The following is a 15,463-nucleotide window of genomic DNA, read 5'->3' on the forward strand; positions in this document are numbered from 1 at the left end:
CGCGCCAGCAGGATGTGCTCGCGGGTCTGCGGCATCGGGCCATCGGCCGCGGACACCACCAGAATCGCGCCGTCCATCTGCGCCGCACCCGTGATCATGTTCTTCACGTAGTCCGCGTGCCCAGGGCAATCCACATGCGCGTAGTGACGAATGTCGGATTCGTACTCCACGTGCGCCGTGGCAATCGTAATCCCGCGCGCCTTCTCTTCCGGCGCATTGTCGATCTGGTCAAACGCACGGGCTTCACTGCCGTACTTCTTGCCCAGCACCGCCGTCATCGCCGCCGTCAGCGTGGTCTTGCCATGGTCCACATGACCAATCGTCCCCACATTCACATGCGGCTTCTTACGCTCGAACTTTTCCTTGGACATCTCTCGCTTCCCCGGATCGTGACGCTTTCACAAGCGACGCAGGTTGTACGCTGACTTACACAAAATTGGAGCTCATGACCGGATTCGAACCGGTGACCTCTTCCTTACCAAGGAAGTGCTCTACCGACTGAGCTACATGAGCCTGACTTACCTGGCCAGGGCCGGACCCGAACCGTTCGGATCAACTGGAGCGGGTGATGGGAATCGAACCCACATCATCAGCTTGGAAGGCTGAGGTTCTACCATTGAACTACACCCGCAGAACCCTGGCTTGCCGAACCACCGCCCGCTACAGGCCGCTGGCTTGAAAACCCGATGGTGGAGGGAGGAGGATTCGAACCTCCGAAGGCTGAGCCAGCAGATTTACAGTCTGCCCCCGTTGACCGCTTGGGTATCCCTCCTCGATCAAGCCGCGTATTCTGAACCAGCGCGAAGCACAGCGTCAAGCAGGGATTGCATCCCGCTCGCAGATCACGCGGACACGCGCGCGTGTCACTCATTATCTGCCTATGATTTCCGATCATACGGTGCGCCTGACGGTTTCCATTCCACGACAGACGCACGTAGAGTGTGCCTATTCAGGACTTGAAGATTCGCGCGTAGAGGCCCATGCCCAACACGACAACGGCGCCCCGCCTGCCGGGTCTGGCCAAGCGTCTCGTGGACGCCGGCCTGATTGCGGAAGATATCGCTGCCCAGATCGCCGAGGAATCGCGCGCTCAGCAGACCCCTTTGATGCCCCTGCTGGCCAGCAAGGGGCAGGTCTCCGAGGCTCGCCTGGCCGAGGCCGCGGCCGAGGAGTTCGGGCTCCCGGTACTGGATTTGTCGTGCTTTGATCCCGAGCTGCTGCCCAAGGATCACCTGAACGAGAAGCTGATCCAGAAACACCACGCCCTGCCGATCATGCAGCGCGGCAACCGCCTGTATATCGCGGTCTCCGACCCCACCAACCTGGGGGCCACCGACGAGTTCAAGTTCGCTACCGGGATGCCGGTGGAGGCCGTACTGGTCGAGGGGCACAAGCTCGACCGCCTGATCGAAAGCGCGCTGAGCGCTGCCTCGTCGCTGATGGACGATCTGGGCGACGACGACCTGGAGAACCTGGCCATCGAATCGGGTGGCGGCGATGACGGCGACACGTCGGATGCCGGGGACGCGGTGGACGACGCACCCGTGGTGCGGTTCGTCAACAAGGTGCTGATGGACGCCATCAACCGCAAGGCGTCGGACATCCACCTCGAACCGTTCGAGAAGGATTTCCGCGTGCGCTTTCGTATCGACGGCGTGCTGCACGAGATCGCCCACCCGCCGAACACCCTGGCGCCACGTATCACCGCGCGGGTCAAGGTCATGTCACGCATGGACATCGCCGAGCGTCGGGTCCCGCAGGATGGGCGCATCAAGCTGAAGCTCTCGCGCACGCGCGCGATCGATTTTCGTGTCAGCACACTGCCCACGCTGTACGGCGAAAAGATCGTAATGCGTATCCTCGACCCGAGCAGCACCCAGATCGGGATCGATCAGCTCGGCTACGAGGAACACCAGAAGGAGGCCTACCTCCAGGCGCTCAAGCGACCCTACGGGATGATCCTGGTCACCGGCCCGACCGGCTCGGGTAAAACGGTGTCGCTGTACACCGGCCTCGGGATCCTGAACACGGCCGACCGCAACATCTCCACCGCGGAAGACCCCTCGGAAATCAACATGCCCGGGGTCAACCAGGTCAACGTGAACCCGAAGGTCGGGCTGACCTTCGCCAGCGCGCTGCGCGCCTTCCTGCGTCAGGATCCGGACGTGATCATGGTGGGCGAGATCCGCGACCTCGAGACCGCGGAGATCGCGATCAAGGCGGCGCAGACAGGGCACCTGGTGCTCTCCACGCTGCATACCAACGATGCCCCGCAGACCCTGACCCGACTGGCGAACATGGGGGTACCGCCCTACAACATCGCCTCCTCGATCCTGCTGATCATCGCGCAGCGCCTGGCGCGCCGACTGTGCACGAACTGCAAGGAACCGGAGGATCTCCCGGAGGAGGTCCTGCGCAAGGAGGGCTTCACCGACGCCGACATCCAGGCCGGGGTAACGGCGTATCGCGCGGTGGGCTGCGATCAGTGCACCAACGGCTACAAGGGGCGGGTCGGCATCTATCAGGTCATGCCGATCAGCGAAGAGATGCAGCGCGGGATTCTGGAGGGCTACAACTCCATGCAGCTGGCTCAGCAGGCCGCAAAGGAAGGAGTCGAGGACCTGCGCCGCGCCGGCCTGGTAAAGGTTCTGGCGGGGATGACCAGCCTCGAGGAAGTTAACCGCGTGACCAAGGACTAGGGAGACGCCGGAAGGGCTCCGGTTCGGGTCACCAGCACAGGGGGACAGTAGATGGCCGATTCCGGGACAATCTACGCTTGGGAAGGACTGAACAAGAACGGCGACCGGGTCAAGGGCGAGACCCCGGCCGACAGCGAAGCCGTCGCACGCTCCGAACTGCGCAAGAACGGCATCAATGTCGTCAAGATTCGCAAGAAGCCGAAGTCGCTGCTCTCCGGGGGCAAGAAGAAGATTGTCCCCGCGGACATCGCCTACTTCCTGCGGCAGATGACCACGATGCTGCAATCCGGCGTGCCGCTGGTACAGGCCTTCGAGATCGTCGGCCGCGGCAACGAGAAGCCGGCGATGCGCGATCTCGTGCTCAAGCTCAAGGCCGACGTCGAGGGCGGCGAGACCTTTGCCGCCGCGCTGGCCAAGCAGCCCAAGTACTTCGATGATCTGGTGGTCAACCTGGTCGAGGCCGGCGAGCAGGCGGGGACGCTCGAGACCCTGCTGGACAAGGTCGCCACCTACAAGGAAAAGACCGAGGCCCTGAAGGCCAAGATCCGCAAGGCCATGTTCTACCCGGCGGCGGTCATTGTGGTCGCAATCGTGGTTACGGCCATCCTGCTGATCTATGTGGTCCCGCAGTTCGAGGCGCTGTTCCAGGGTTTTGGTGCGGACCTGCCGGTCTTCACCCGCATGGTGGTCGACCTCTCGGATTTCGTGCAGTCCTGGTGGTGGCTGATCCTCGCGATCATGGTCGCGATCGGCTTCGCCTTCGTACAGACCCGGCAACGCTCACCCCGGTTTGCGCGTTTTCTCGATATCGCAATCCTGAAGGCCCCGGCCTTCGGTCCGATCCTGCGCAAGGCCGCGATCGCCCGCTTCGCGCGGACGCTGTCCACGATGTTTTCGGCCGGTGTACCGCTGGTCGATGCCCTCACCTCGGTCTCCGGCGCCACGGGCAACGCGCTGTATCGCGAGGCCACGCTGCGCATGCGCGACGAGACCTCGGCCGGGGCACAGCTGCAGTGGTCGATGCGCAATACCGGGGTCTTCCCCAACATGGTCGTGCAGATGGTCGCGATCGGCGAGGAATCCGGCTCGCTGGACTCGATGCTGGCGAAGGTCGCGGACTTCTACGAGGCCGAGGTCGACAACGCCGTGGACAGCCTCTCGAGCCTGCTGGAGCCCCTGATCATGGTCGTACTCGGCGTACTGGTCGGCGGCCTGGTGATCGCGATGTACCTGCCCATCTTCCAGATGGGTCAAGTCATCTAGGGAAGCCCTGACCAATGTACACACTCGCGTTGGTACCCCAGGTTTTCCGAGACAAGGCGCGCCGTGCAGCGGGTAGTGGTTCTACCCGCAAGCGGCGCAACGCAGGATCGGGGAACCTGGGGTTCCAACCCCACCAATCATTCAATGCAGGGGCTCGGCCGCTTTTGCGCGCGAACGGCGTTGCGGCTCGCTTATGTAGCTCGGCTACACTGCGCTTACCGCGCCTTGTTCGCACGCAAAAGCGACTCGAGCGCGAGCGTGCACATTGGTCAGGGCTTCCCTAGGATGCTCGGCACGGAAGAACTCCTGCCCCTGTCCTGGGCAATCGCGGTCGCAGCGGTATTCGGGCTGCTGATCGGCAGCTTTCTGAACGTGGTCATCGCCCGGCTGCCGGTGATGCTGGAGCGCGGCTGGAACGCCGAGGCACGCGCAATCCTGGAACAGGAGCCCCCGGCGGACGACACCCCGTTCGACCTGCTGCGCCCGCGTTCGCGCTGTCCCCAGTGCGAGCGGCCGATCCGCTCGTACGAGAACATCCCCGTGCTCAGCTTCCTCTGGCTGCGCGGGCGCTGCCCAGGCTGCGGCACGAGCATCAGCTGGCAGTATCCGCTGGTCGAGATCCTCACCGCAGTCCTGTTTGCCCTGACCATCTGGCACTTCGGAGCCGACACGACGGCGCTGCTGGCGCTGATCTTCACCGGCGTTCTGATCGCCGCCGCCGGGATCGACGCGCGCACCACCCTGCTCCCGGACCAGCTGACCCTGCCGTTGCTCTGGCTGGGGCTGCTGGTCAATATCCCGGGCACCTTCACCGATCTGCAGTCGGCCGTGATCGGAGCGACCGCCGGTTACCTGGTGCTTTGGCTGATCTTTCACGGCTTCCGCCTGGCCACCGGGAAGGAGGGCATGGGGTATGGCGACTTCAAGCTGCTCGCCGCACTGGGCGCATGGCTCGGCTGGCAGGCCCTGCCGGTAATCCTTCTGCTGGCTTCCCTGGTCGGGGCGATCGTCGGCATCCTGCTAATCCTGCTGCGCGGGCGCGACCGCAACATCCCGATCCCGTTCGGGCCGTATCTCGCGGCCGCCGGGTGGCTGGCACTGATCTGGGGCGATACGCTGGTGGCGTTCTACTTCCCACAGGGGCTCTAGTGTCATGCGGCGGGTCGGACTGACAGGCGGGATTGGCTGCGGCAAGAGCCGCGTCGCCGGGTTGTTTGCCAGCCTGGGGGTACCGGTGCTCGACGCCGACCGGATCACCCGCGAACTGCAAGAGCCGGGACACGACCTGCATGCCGCGATCGTTCAACAGTTCGGACCAGGGGTACTCGATGCGCGGGGACGCCTGGATCGCGGGGCCCTGCGCACACGGGTCTTCGCACAACCCGACGAGCGCAAGGCGCTGGAAGCGCTGGTCCACCCCGCGGTGCACGCAGAACTGGAACGCCGTCTGCGTGATCTGCCAGACACCAACGGCTATGCGCTGATCGTGGTGCCGCTGCTGTTCGAGGCCGGGTGGGAGCACGAGTTCGACCCGGTCATCGTGGTCGACTGCAAGCCGGAGGAACAGCTCGAGCGCGTCACCCATCGCGATGGCCGCACCCCGGCCGAGGTGCAGGCCATCATGGACTGCCAGTTGAGCCCGGACGAGCGCCGCCAGCGCGGCGACCGGGTGATCACGAACGACCGCACGACCACGGACGAGGATCTGCGCCAGCAGGTGTCCGGCCTGCACGATGAGCTGCGAGCCGTAACGGGGCATGGCTAGCCACATGCATCCGGGCCGCAATAAGGGGAGAGATTGCGCACCGACTCCGATTGCTGACAAGGACGGGTGGAAAGTCGCCCCCTGAATACTGGATACTGCCAAGGTCGTGTTGCCCCGCAACACCGAGAACCCAAGCCGGACGGGCCGCCCGTGACCCAATTGCTCACCTTCGAACAACCGCTGCACGAACGCGTGCGACTGCTGTTGCGTCTGGAGGCGCTGGCCCAGCGGTTCGGGGATGCCCTGGAGTCCGGCCGGCCTTTTGACCACCATGAGGCCCTGGTCTCGCTGGTCGACATCTATGCCCTGGTCACCCGCGTCGACATCAAGCGCGAACTGATGGGCGAGATCGAGCGCCAGACTGCCAACCTCAACCGACTCACGCACCAGCCGGGCGTCGACCCGGAGCGGTTCACCGAGACCATGCAGGCGCAGAAACGCCTGCACTCCGCCCTGGAAGAACAGGCCGGGGCGCTGGATCATCGGGTGCGTGGCAACGAATTCTTCAACAGCGTGCGCCAGCGCATGGCGCTACCCGGCGGGGCCTTCGATTTCGACCTGCCGATCTACCATCACTGGCTGGCCCAAAGCTCCCCGGAGCGCACCGCACTACTGCTGGAATGGTTCGAGCCATTGAACACGGTAGCCGAGGCGACCATCCAGGTCCTGTCCTATATGCGCCGCTCCGGGCGCTCGGAGTCCGCCATCGCCGAAGACGGCTATTTCGAACGCAGCCTGGACACGAGCCATGCATGGCAGCTGATCCGGGTCAGTGTCGATCCCGATCTGGGGTACTACCCGGAGATCAGCGCAGGACGCCAGCGCTTCACGGTACGTTTTTTCTCGCCCGAGGATTTCCGCAGCCGCCCCATCCCCGCCGCGCAGGACATCGAATTCCGGCTGTGCTGCTGTGCCCTGTAAGCGAGTTTAACGGATTCACTTCTCAAACCGCCGCTTCACCGGCCTGCATGCCCAGCAACCCCCGGATGGCCGCGATCCCCTGGGCTCCACAGGTCCGCGCCTGATCCAGATCGGACGCACGCATCCCGCCCAGGGCATAAACCGGGACCCCAGCCTCGCGCACCCGCGCGGCGAATTGCACCCACCCCATCCCCGGCACGCCGGGATGGGAGGCCGTGGAACACACCGGACTCAGGACGGCAAAATCCAGCCCCAGCCGGGCGGCGGCAGCCAGCCCTTCGGCGCCATGCACCGAAGCCGCCACCAGACCCGAAACCGAAGGGCGTTCGTCCAGCGCACGCCAGCGCCGCTCGGGGAGGTGCCATCCGATACCCAACAGGTCCGCGACCCACTCCCACGGGGCGTTGGCCAGCAGCGGTACCCCGCGAGCGCGGGCAAATCTGTGGAGTGGCTCGACCAAGGCGCGGTAGTCCGCCCGCCCCAATGACGGCGCCCGGACCTGCAGCATCGCGCCGTCCATATCCACCAGCGCTGCCTGGACCTGCTCAACCACGGCCGGGATCTCGGCCCGCACCGCAGGGGATGGCGTAATCAAGTAGCGCTGCGGCAGGACCAGGGCCTGGAACATCGGGTGATTGGCAGCGGGGAAATCCGCGGGGTCCAGGGTGGCCGGGTCGCGCCAGGCCCATTCCTGCCCCTCGCGGCCATGCACCTCGCCGGACCAGTCCGTTACCCGGAACACGCGCAGGGCCACGGAACACTCGGCAAAGTCATGGCGCACAGTCAGACACTGAACCCCGGCGCGCACGACAATCCCCAGCTCTTCGTGCAACTCGCGCACCAGCCCGGCAAAGGCGCTCTCGCCGGCATCGATCTTGCCGCCCGGAAACTCCCAATAGCCAGCCAGGTGCCGGCCGGCCAGACGACGGCTGACCAGCACGCGGCCCTCGGCATCGAGGACCAGCCCCACCGCAACCTCCAGCGGCGGAGTGGTACCGACCGGCTCAGGACCGGTATTCGGCATTGATACGGACGTACTCGTGGGAGAAGTCGCAGGTATACTTGCGGGCCACGGCCTGTCCCCGGCCCAGTGCGATCCGGATCTCGATCTCGTCCTGCGCAAAGGCCTGCTGCCCGGCCGCCTCGGTGTAGTCCGGGGAACGCCCGCCGCCGCGGACGATCTCGACGCCATTGACGGTGATGGCGACCTGCTCGATCACCAAGTCCGCGACGCTGGCGCGGCCGACCGCGGCCAGGATGCGCCCCCAATTGGGGTCGGAAGCGAACAGGGCGGTCTTGACCAGCGGCGACAGGGCCACGGTCTCGGCCACCCGGGCGGCTTCGGCCTCGTCACGGGCCGACTCCACCGCCACGGTCACGAACTTGGTCGCCCCCTCGCCGTCGCGCACGATCGCCTGCGCGAGCTCCAGGCACAGATCTCCGAGTGCGCGCATGAAGGTCTCGCGGTCCTCGGCCGTTGCCAGCGTCGCACTACTGGCGCCCGAGGCCATGCAGACGACCGCATCGTTCGTGGAGGTGTCGCCATCCACCGTAATGGCGTTGAAGCTGGCCCCATTCGCTTCGCGCAGCAAAGGCAACAGTTCGGCTTCGGTGATGGCGAGATCGGTCCCGATGAACCCGAGCATCGTGGCCATGTTCGGGTGGATCATCCCGGAGCCCTTGGCGATCCCGGTCAGCGTCACGGTACCGCCCGAGAGCTCGATACGGCGACTGCCGCCCTTGAGCACGGTATCGGTGGTCATGATCGCGCGGCCCGCCTGCATCCAGCCATTCGGTACCAGCGCCGCATGCAGTGTGGGCAGAACCTTGGTGATCCGCTCGACCGGTAGCGGCTCGCCGATCACGCCGGTGGAGAAGGGCAGCACCGCGCGGGCATCACCACCGACCACTTCAGCGACCGCCTCGCAGCAGGCCCGCGCAGCGGCCAGCCCCGGCTCCCCCGTTCCCGCATTGGCGTTGCCCGCGTTAATCAACAGCCAGCGGCCAGGGCGCGCGGACTGGTGTTCACGGGCCACGACGACCGGGGCGGCGCAGAAGGCGTTGGTGGTATAGAGCGCGGCAATGGTGGCATCCGCGCCGGCATCGATCAGCACCAGGTCGTCGCGCCCGGCATAGCGGATGCCCGCCGCGGTAGTCGCCAGACGGATACCGGGCACCGGCAGCAATGTGTCCGGTGGTTGCAGCCCAACGGCCATATTCACGTGCTCCCGTATACGTTCAGAGCTTGCCGTGGCACTGCTTGTACTTCTTGCCCGAACCGCACCAGCAGGGCTCGTTGCGGCCGAGCTTGGGGCCCTCGCGACGATAGGGGGTGTCACCACTGGCCACCGGCTCGCGCTCCTCCGCCCCGGCGTCCAGCGCACTGTCCGGGTTCTCGTGCTGGAAGTTCATGTCGGACTCGGCCGGGGCCTTTTTCTTCGGCTGCAGCGCCTCGACCTCTTCGGGCGAGCGCAGCTGGATGCGCAGCAGATACTTGATCACGTCGTGCTTGATGCGTTCCAGCAGGGACTGGAACATCGCGAAGGCTTCCTTCTTGTATTCCTGCTTCGGGTTGCGCTGGGCGTAGCCTCGCAGCCCGATGCCCTGGCGCAGATAGTCCATCGCGGCCAAATGTTCCTTCCACTGGGTATCCAGCACCTGCAGCATCATGTCGCGCTGCAGCCGGTTCATCGTGGTCTCGCCCAGCTGCTCGCGCTTGCCGGCAAGAAGCGTGCGGGCGTGCTCGATGATCCGTTCGCGCAGCGGCTCTTCGTGCAGGTCGTCCTCATCCTCCAGCCACTGCTTCACGGGCAGATCGATCCCGAATTCGCCGTTGAGTGCCTGCTCCAGACCCTCGACGTCCCACTCGTCCTCGATGGAGCCGGGCGGGATGTACTCGCTGATCTGGGCATTGACCACGTCATTGAGCAAGGCCTCGATCGTGTCGCTGATATCCTCGGTGGTCAGCAACTCGGCGCGCTGTTCGTAGATCACCCGCCGCTGGTCGTTGGCGACGTCGTCGTACTCCAGCAGCTGCTTGCGGATGTCGAAGTTGTGCGCCTCGACCTTGCGCTGGGCATTCTCGATCGCGCGCGAAACCCAGGCATTCTCGATCGCCTCGCCCTCCTTCATGCCCAGGCGTTGCATCAGCCCGCGCACGCGCTCGGAGGCGAACACCCGCATCAGGTTGTCTTCCAGCGAGAGGAAGAAACGGCTGGAGCCTGGGTCGCCCTGACGCCCGGAACGGCCGCGCAGCTGGTTGTCGATACGGCGGGACTCGTGGCGCTCGGAGCCGATGATGTGCAGACCACCGGACTCGAGCACGGCATCGTGGCGCTTCTGCCAGTCCGCCTTGATCTGCTCGCATTTCGCGGTGTCGTCCAGGTCCACTTCGGCCAGCTCGGCGTCCAGCGACCCACCCAGCACGATGTCAGTCCCGCGGCCGGCCATGTTGGTGGCCAGCGTGATCGCGCCCGGGCGTCCGGCGTGGGCAATGATCGCGGCCTCGCGCTCATGCTGCTTGGCGTTGAGCACCTCGAACTTGATCCCGGTCTTTTTCAGCGCCTGGGCCAGGCGCTCGGAGCTTTCCACGGAAGCGGTACCCACCAGTACCGGCTGTTTCCGCTCGACGCACCACTGGATCTCCTTGATGATCGCCTCGTACTTCTCTTCCTGGGTCAGGTAGACAAGATCCTGCATGTCGTCCCGCACCAGCGGCTTGTTGCCGGGGACCACGACAACCTCGAGGCCGTAGATCGTCTGGAACTCGTAGGCCTCGGTGTCCGCAGTACCGGTCATGCCGGCCAGTTTCTCGTACAGGCGGAAGTAGTTCTGGAAGGTAATCGAGGCCAGGGTCTGGTTCTCGCGCTGGATTGGCACGCCTTCCTTCGCCTCGATCGCCTGGTGCAACCCCTCGGACCAGCGCCGACCACCCATGATGCGGCCGGTGAATTCGTCGATGATCTGGACCTTGTTGTCACGCACCAGGTAGTCCACGTCGCGGTGGAACAGGGCGTGGGCGCGCAGCGCGGCATTCAGGTGATGCAGGACCTGGATCGCGCCGGCGTCATACAAGGACTGGTGCTCTTCCAGCAACCCCTCCTCGCGCAGCAACTGCTCGGCCTTCTCGTGCCCATCCTCGCTCAGAAAGACCTGCTTGGCCTTCTCATCGACGTAGTAGTCGCCCTCGCTCTCCTCGTCTTCCTGACGAGTGAGCTGCGGCGGTAGCTTGTTCATCCGCTCGTACAGTTCGGAGCTGTCACCACTGGGACCGGAGATGATCAGCGGGGTCCGCGCCTCGTCGATCAGGATCGAGTCAACCTCGTCGACCACCGCGAAATTGAGACCGCGCTGCACCCGCTGGTCGGCGGAGAACGCCATGTTGTCGCGCAGGTAGTCGAAGCCGAACTCGTTGTTGGTGCCGTAGGTGATATCCGCGGCATAGGCCTCGCGGCGGGTCACCGGACGCAGGTGGTCCATCCCGCCTTCTTCGGCCTTGTACTCGGGGTCGTACAGATACGAGGCGCTGTCCACGCCCAGCCCGCCGGAGGAGTTGACCACGCCAACGCTCAACCCCAGGGCGTGATACAGCCGGCCCATCCACGCGGCATCGCGGCGGGCCAGGTAGTCGTTGACCGTGACCACGTGCACACCATCGCCGGACAGGGCGTTGAGGTAGGTAGGGAGCGTGGCGACCAGGGTCTTGCCTTCACCGGTACGCATCTCGGCGATGCGCCCGTCGTTCAGCACCATGCCACCGATCAGCTGCACGTCAAAATGGCGCATGCCAAGGGCATGCACACTCATGGCTCGGCAGACCGCAAAGGCCTCCGGCAGCAGCTTGTCGATGGACTCGCCGTCCTGGGCGCGCTTGCGCAGCTCCGTGGTCTTGTGTTCCAGCTCCTGGCGCGGCAGGGCCTCGGTGGCTTCCGCGAGGGCGTTCACCTGCTCGACCTGCTTGCGATAGCGCTTGATGATGCGGTCGTTGCGACTGCCGAAGAACTTCTGTACGAGCTGCTTGACCATAGGGATCCGCTTGAGGGGGCTTGTATTAAGAGCCAGCCGTTGTCCGAAACCTATCTAGGATAAACCATCCGCCCACCACCTGCGCGGGGGGCGGGTGCCGGAGAGGGTTTCGGATTCAGTCGTCGCTGGGCAGGAAGTCGTAGGGGTTAACGGCCTGGCCCGCCTTGAGGACTTCGTAGTGCAGGTGCGTATCCGTGGCACGGCCCGTGCGGCCCATGCGCGCAATGGTGTCGCCGGCATCCACGCGCTGCCCCGGCTCCACCAGCAACTCCGAGTTGTGCGCGTAGCGGGTGCGCAGACCACCCCCGTGATCGATCTCGACCATCTTGCCGTAGGCATCGCGCTTGCCCGAGAACACCACGATTCCACCACCCGCGGCCCGGATATCCGAACCATGGCTGCCGGCGAAGTCCATGCCGGAATGGAAGCGCCGGGCGCCGGTAAACGGGTCATTGCGGTACCCAAAGGCCGAGCTGATCCAGGCCTCGTCGTCGACCGGCATCAACTGCGGGCGCAGGGCCTCGCGCGAGGCATCCTCGCGCAGTGTGTCGTCGATCAGGGCCACCGAAGCCTGGTGTCGATGGAGCAGGCGCTCCAGGGCGTAGAGGCGCTCATCCATCGCAATGGGTGAATCCGGGCCCTCCAGTTCGGGGCCACCCTGCCCCCCCATCGCGGGCATCAGCTCGGACAAATCCAGGTCAAGGCTCTCACCCACCGAGCGCATGCGCAGGTCGACGCGGGCGAGCTGGCGTTCGAGGACCACCACCCGTTCGGCCAGGTGTTTCAGGCCCTCGTGCGCAACCTCGCGCTCGGCGGCCTCGATCACCGCCTGGTCGCTTCCCGGTACCACCGGTACCTTGATGACCTCGCGCTGCTGCTGTCCCACCCAGTAGGCGGCGGCGACTGCGGCCACGACCAGGGCGAGCAGGGTTACGGAAAGGACAAGGGTGATGCGAAACGGGAGGCGGGTACAAAGGCCATCCGGTCGTAGTACGATCAGTTGCATGCGTTTCTCAATTACTCTTGTACTGTCGGGCTTCGTGGAGGCACGTCGATGATGCCGCGCCCCGCGAACCGCTTTGTCGCGGCGAATCTGAGCGTCCACAGCGACCGCGATCGGGAGCTGGAACGCGCGCTCGCCCCACTGGTGGGGGAGGAGCTACAGCGCGGACGCCTGGCGCTGACCCGGCAGGGAGAGACCCTGATCGCGGTCTGCGCCGATCGCCCACTGGCGACCGAGATCCGCTTCCAGCAGCGCGAGCTGCTCAAGACGCTCGCGGCGGCCGGCATCGAAGGCACCACCGAGGTGCGCATTCGACTCGACAGCACGCCACGTGCACCGCAATCCAAACCGGTCGCGGTTCAACGCGAGATCCCGGAGTCGGCCCGCTCGCTACTGATGCAGACCGCGCGCTCGATCGGCGACCCGGAGTTGGCCGGGGCGCTGGAACGCCTGGCGGCGCTACCGCCGCAGGGGCGCTAGCCCCCGCAGCGCAGGACAGGACCGCCCTAACTGCCAGCGATCGTGGGCGCCAGCTGCCCGAAGGAGATCGGCAAGCGCTCCGAGGGGTCCTCGAAGGTGACCTTTTCCCAGGCCGTCTCGTCCGCCGCGAGCTGGCGAATCAGCTGGTTGTTCAGCGCATGCCCGGACTTGTGCCCGGTAAACGCGCCGATCAGGCTGTGCCCCAGCAGGTACAGATCACCGACCACGTCGAGGATCTTGTGTTTGACCAGCTCGTTGTCGTAGCGCAGGCCGTTCTCGTTCAGGATCTTGTAGTCATCGAGCACCACCGCGTTGTCCAGGCTGCCACCCAGCGCCAGCTGGTTGGCGCGCAGGGCCTCGATATCGCGCATGAACCCGAAGGTCCGGGCACGCGAGACCTCCTTCACGAAGGAGGTGGACGAGAAGTCCAGCTCGGCGCGCTGGCTTCCGTCGGTAAACATCGGGTGTTCGAAGTCGATGCAGAAACCGACCTTGAACCCGTCATAGGGGTCGAAGCGCACCCATTTGTCGCCCTCGCGGACTTCCACGCTGCGCTTCACCCGGATGAATTCCTTGGGGGCGTCCTGTTCCTTGAGCCCGGCGGACTGCAACAGGAACACAAACGGTCCGGCACTGCCGTCCATGATCGGGACCTCGGCGGCGCTGACATCCACGTGCAGGTTGTCGATGCCCAGCCCCGCGATCGCGGAGAGCAGGTGTTCCACGGTCGAGACGCGCACGTCTCCCTTTACCAGCGTTGTCGACAAACGCGTGTCGCCCACGTTCTCCGCCCGAGCCGGGATCTCGACGACGGGATCCAGATCGCTCCGGTGGAAGACGATCCCGGTATTCACCGGCGCCGGTCGCAGCGTAAGCACGACCTTTTCCCCGGTATGCAGCCCCACGCCTGTGGCCCGGATGCTGTTCTTGAGCGTTCTTTGTCGAATCAACGCGTATAACCTCTTGCTTTTTCAGGTGCAAAGTGGAGCCCGGGGCCCTCCCGGGCTCCTCATGCACACAACGATTACCGCATTATTGCAAGTTTCCGCCCTCCCTGCATGCGGCCCCCTGCTCAGTCGGCTTGTTTGCGCAGAAAGGCCGGGATATCCAGCACATCAATGCCTTGCTGCTGGTTGTAGTCGACCGCGAGGTTGTCCCCGCCGCGACGCTTCACCGTCGGCTGGTCGAGGTCCACCTCGACGTCGGAGCCGACCGCACGCTTGGGCTGGGCATCGACCACACGCACCTGCGGGCGTTCCTGCTGGGCCGTCTGGGCACCGAGGCCGGTGGCCACCAGGGTCACGCGCAGTTCGTCACTCATCTCGGGGTCGATCACGGTACCGACCACCACGGTCGCATCCTCGGACGCCAGGGCTTTCACGGCCTCGCCGACCTCCTCGAACTCGCCGATTCCGACATCCATGCCCCCGGTGACGTTCACCAGGATCCCGCGGGCACCGGAGATATCGACATCCTCCAGCAGCGGGCTGGCGATCGCGGCCTCGGCGGCCTGACGCGCACGGTCTTCGCCGGTACCGGTGCCGGTACCCATCATCGCCATACCCATCTCGCGCATCACGTTGCGCACGTCGGCAAAGTCGACGTTGATCAGGCCGGGACGGGTGATCAGCTCGGCGATCCCCTGCACCGCACCGAACAGCACGTCGTTGGCGGCCTTGAAGGCATCCAGCAGCGTGGTGTTCTTGCCCAGCACGGTCAGCAGCTTCTCGTTCGGGATGGTGATCAGCGAATCGACCTGCTCGGTCAGCGCCTTGATCCCGGACACGGCCACCTGCATGCGCTTCTTGCCCTCGAACGGAAACGGCTTGGTGACCACCGCGACGGTCAGGATGCCCATCTCCTTGGCGATCTGCGCGACGACCGGGGCCGCACCGGTGCCCGTACCGCCACCCATACCGGCGGTAATGAACACCATGTCCGCCCCCTGGAGCAGGTCCTGGATGCGCTCGCGGTCTTCCAGGGCCGCCTCGCGCCCGACCGACGGATCGGCCCCGGCACCCAGGCCCTTGGTGATATCGCCACCCAGCTGCAGCAGCGTCTTGGAGTCCAGGCTCTTCAGGGCCTGGGCATCGGTATTGGCGCAGATGAAGTCCACGCCGTCGAGTTGCGAGTGAACCATGTGCTGTACGGCATTGCCGCCACCACCCCCAACGCCAACGACCTTGATCGTGGCGTTCTGGCTAAAGGTATCCATCAGTTCGAACGTCATGGCTGCGTCCTCTCGGTTCGTGTGTACATGTCTGTCGTTTGCCTATGGTCGGAGAGCGGTCCGACCCCCATAAACCC

13 protein-coding genes and 3 tRNA genes are annotated in these 15,463 nt (G+C 65.1%); 6 read left to right on the forward strand and 10 right to left on the reverse strand.

From position 1 onward, the window contains the following. The 4 genes from G015_RS0112195 to G015_RS0112210 form a co-directional block, all read right to left on the reverse strand. On the reverse strand, window positions 1-371 hold a 371-nt coding region (locus tag G015_RS0112195; protein ID WP_020146825.1), incomplete at its 3' end, for a GTP-binding protein. 66 nt (window positions 372-437) lie between these two features. Continuing rightward, window positions 438-513: transfer RNA gene (locus tag G015_RS0112200), tRNA-Thr, on the reverse strand. Between the two features lie 44 nt (window positions 514-557). Next, window positions 558-631 (reverse strand) — tRNA-Gly (locus G015_RS0112205). A gap of 56 nt (window positions 632-687) precedes the next feature. After that, a tRNA-Tyr gene (locus G015_RS0112210) sits at window positions 688-772 on the reverse strand. Window positions 773-980: 208 nt separating this feature from the next. Between G015_RS0112210 and pilB the strand changes: the two genes are divergently transcribed. The 5 genes from pilB to zapD all read left to right on the forward strand — a co-directional run bounded on the left by pilB (window position 981) and on the right by zapD (window position 6,648). Next, window positions 981-2,699, forward strand: coding sequence for a type IV-A pilus assembly ATPase PilB (gene pilB, locus G015_RS0112215; RefSeq protein ID WP_018137562.1), 1,719 nt, complete (start codon window positions 981-983; stop codon window positions 2,697-2,699). Between the two features lie 51 nt (window positions 2,700-2,750). Next, on the forward strand, window positions 2,751-3,962 hold the full coding sequence (locus G015_RS0112220) for a type II secretion system F family protein (RefSeq protein WP_018137561.1): 1,212 nt from the start codon (window positions 2,751-2,753) through the stop codon (window positions 3,960-3,962). Between the two features lie 285 nt (window positions 3,963-4,247). Next, on the forward strand, window positions 4,248-5,111 hold the full coding sequence (locus tag G015_RS0112225) for an A24 family peptidase (protein WP_018138021.1): 864 nt from the start codon (window positions 4,248-4,250) through the stop codon (window positions 5,109-5,111). A gap of 4 nt (window positions 5,112-5,115) precedes the next feature. Next, window positions 5,116-5,727 carry a dephospho-CoA kinase gene (gene coaE / locus G015_RS0112230; RefSeq protein WP_018138020.1) on the forward strand — a complete coding sequence of 204 codons (612 nt, stop codon included), beginning with the start codon at window positions 5,116-5,118 and terminating at the stop codon, window positions 5,725-5,727. A gap of 150 nt (window positions 5,728-5,877) precedes the next feature. Next, window positions 5,878-6,648 carry a cell division protein ZapD gene (zapD, locus tag G015_RS0112235; protein ID WP_018649096.1) on the forward strand — a complete coding sequence of 257 codons (771 nt, stop codon included), beginning with the start codon at window positions 5,878-5,880 and terminating at the stop codon, window positions 6,646-6,648. A 22-nt stretch (window positions 6,649-6,670) separates the two neighbouring features. On the opposite strand, the gene G015_RS0112240 is transcribed toward zapD, so the two are convergent. From G015_RS0112240 to G015_RS0112255, 4 genes are all read right to left on the reverse strand, one after another. Continuing rightward, window positions 6,671-7,672, reverse strand: coding sequence for a Nudix family hydrolase (locus G015_RS0112240; protein WP_020146826.1), 1,002 nt, complete (start codon window positions 7,670-7,672; stop codon window positions 6,671-6,673). After that, entirely contained in the window at window positions 7,653-8,864 is a 1,212-nt protein-coding gene (gene argJ / locus G015_RS0112245; RefSeq protein WP_020146827.1) for a bifunctional glutamate N-acetyltransferase/amino-acid acetyltransferase ArgJ, read from the reverse strand. The genes G015_RS0112240 and argJ overlap by 20 nt, the downstream gene beginning before the upstream one ends. A 22-nt stretch (window positions 8,865-8,886) precedes the next feature. Further along, the gene (gene secA, locus G015_RS0112250; protein ID WP_018138016.1) at window positions 8,887-11,673 is read right to left on the reverse strand and encodes a preprotein translocase subunit SecA; all 2,787 of its coding nucleotides are present in this window, start codon (window positions 11,671-11,673) and stop codon (window positions 8,887-8,889) included. A gap of 115 nt (window positions 11,674-11,788) precedes the next feature. Then, window positions 11,789-12,679 carry a M23 family metallopeptidase gene (locus G015_RS0112255; protein WP_018138015.1) on the reverse strand — a complete coding sequence of 297 codons (891 nt, stop codon included), beginning with the start codon at window positions 12,677-12,679 and terminating at the stop codon, window positions 11,789-11,791. Between the two features lie 48 nt (window positions 12,680-12,727). Here G015_RS0112255 and G015_RS0112260 point away from each other — a divergent pair, with 48 nt between their 5' ends. After that, window positions 12,728-13,156 carry a DciA family protein gene (locus G015_RS0112260; protein WP_018138014.1) on the forward strand — a complete coding sequence of 143 codons (429 nt, stop codon included), beginning with the start codon at window positions 12,728-12,730 and terminating at the stop codon, window positions 13,154-13,156. Window positions 13,157-13,182: 26 nt separating this feature from the next. Here G015_RS0112260 and lpxC read toward each other — a convergent pair whose 3' ends face one another. Then, on the reverse strand, window positions 13,183-14,106 hold the full coding sequence (gene lpxC / locus G015_RS0112265) for a UDP-3-O-acyl-N-acetylglucosamine deacetylase (RefSeq protein ID WP_081601195.1): 924 nt from the start codon (window positions 14,104-14,106) through the stop codon (window positions 13,183-13,185). A 122-nt stretch (window positions 14,107-14,228) separates the two neighbouring features. Further along, entirely contained in the window at window positions 14,229-15,386 is a 1,158-nt protein-coding gene (gene ftsZ / locus G015_RS0112270; RefSeq protein ID WP_012983557.1) for a cell division protein FtsZ, read from the reverse strand. Between the last annotated feature and the right edge of the window lie 77 nt (window positions 15,387-15,463).

Source organism: Thioalkalivibrio sp. ALJ15, assembly GCF_000383695.1.
Taxonomy (GTDB): domain Bacteria; phylum Pseudomonadota; class Gammaproteobacteria; order Ectothiorhodospirales; family Ectothiorhodospiraceae; genus Thioalkalivibrio.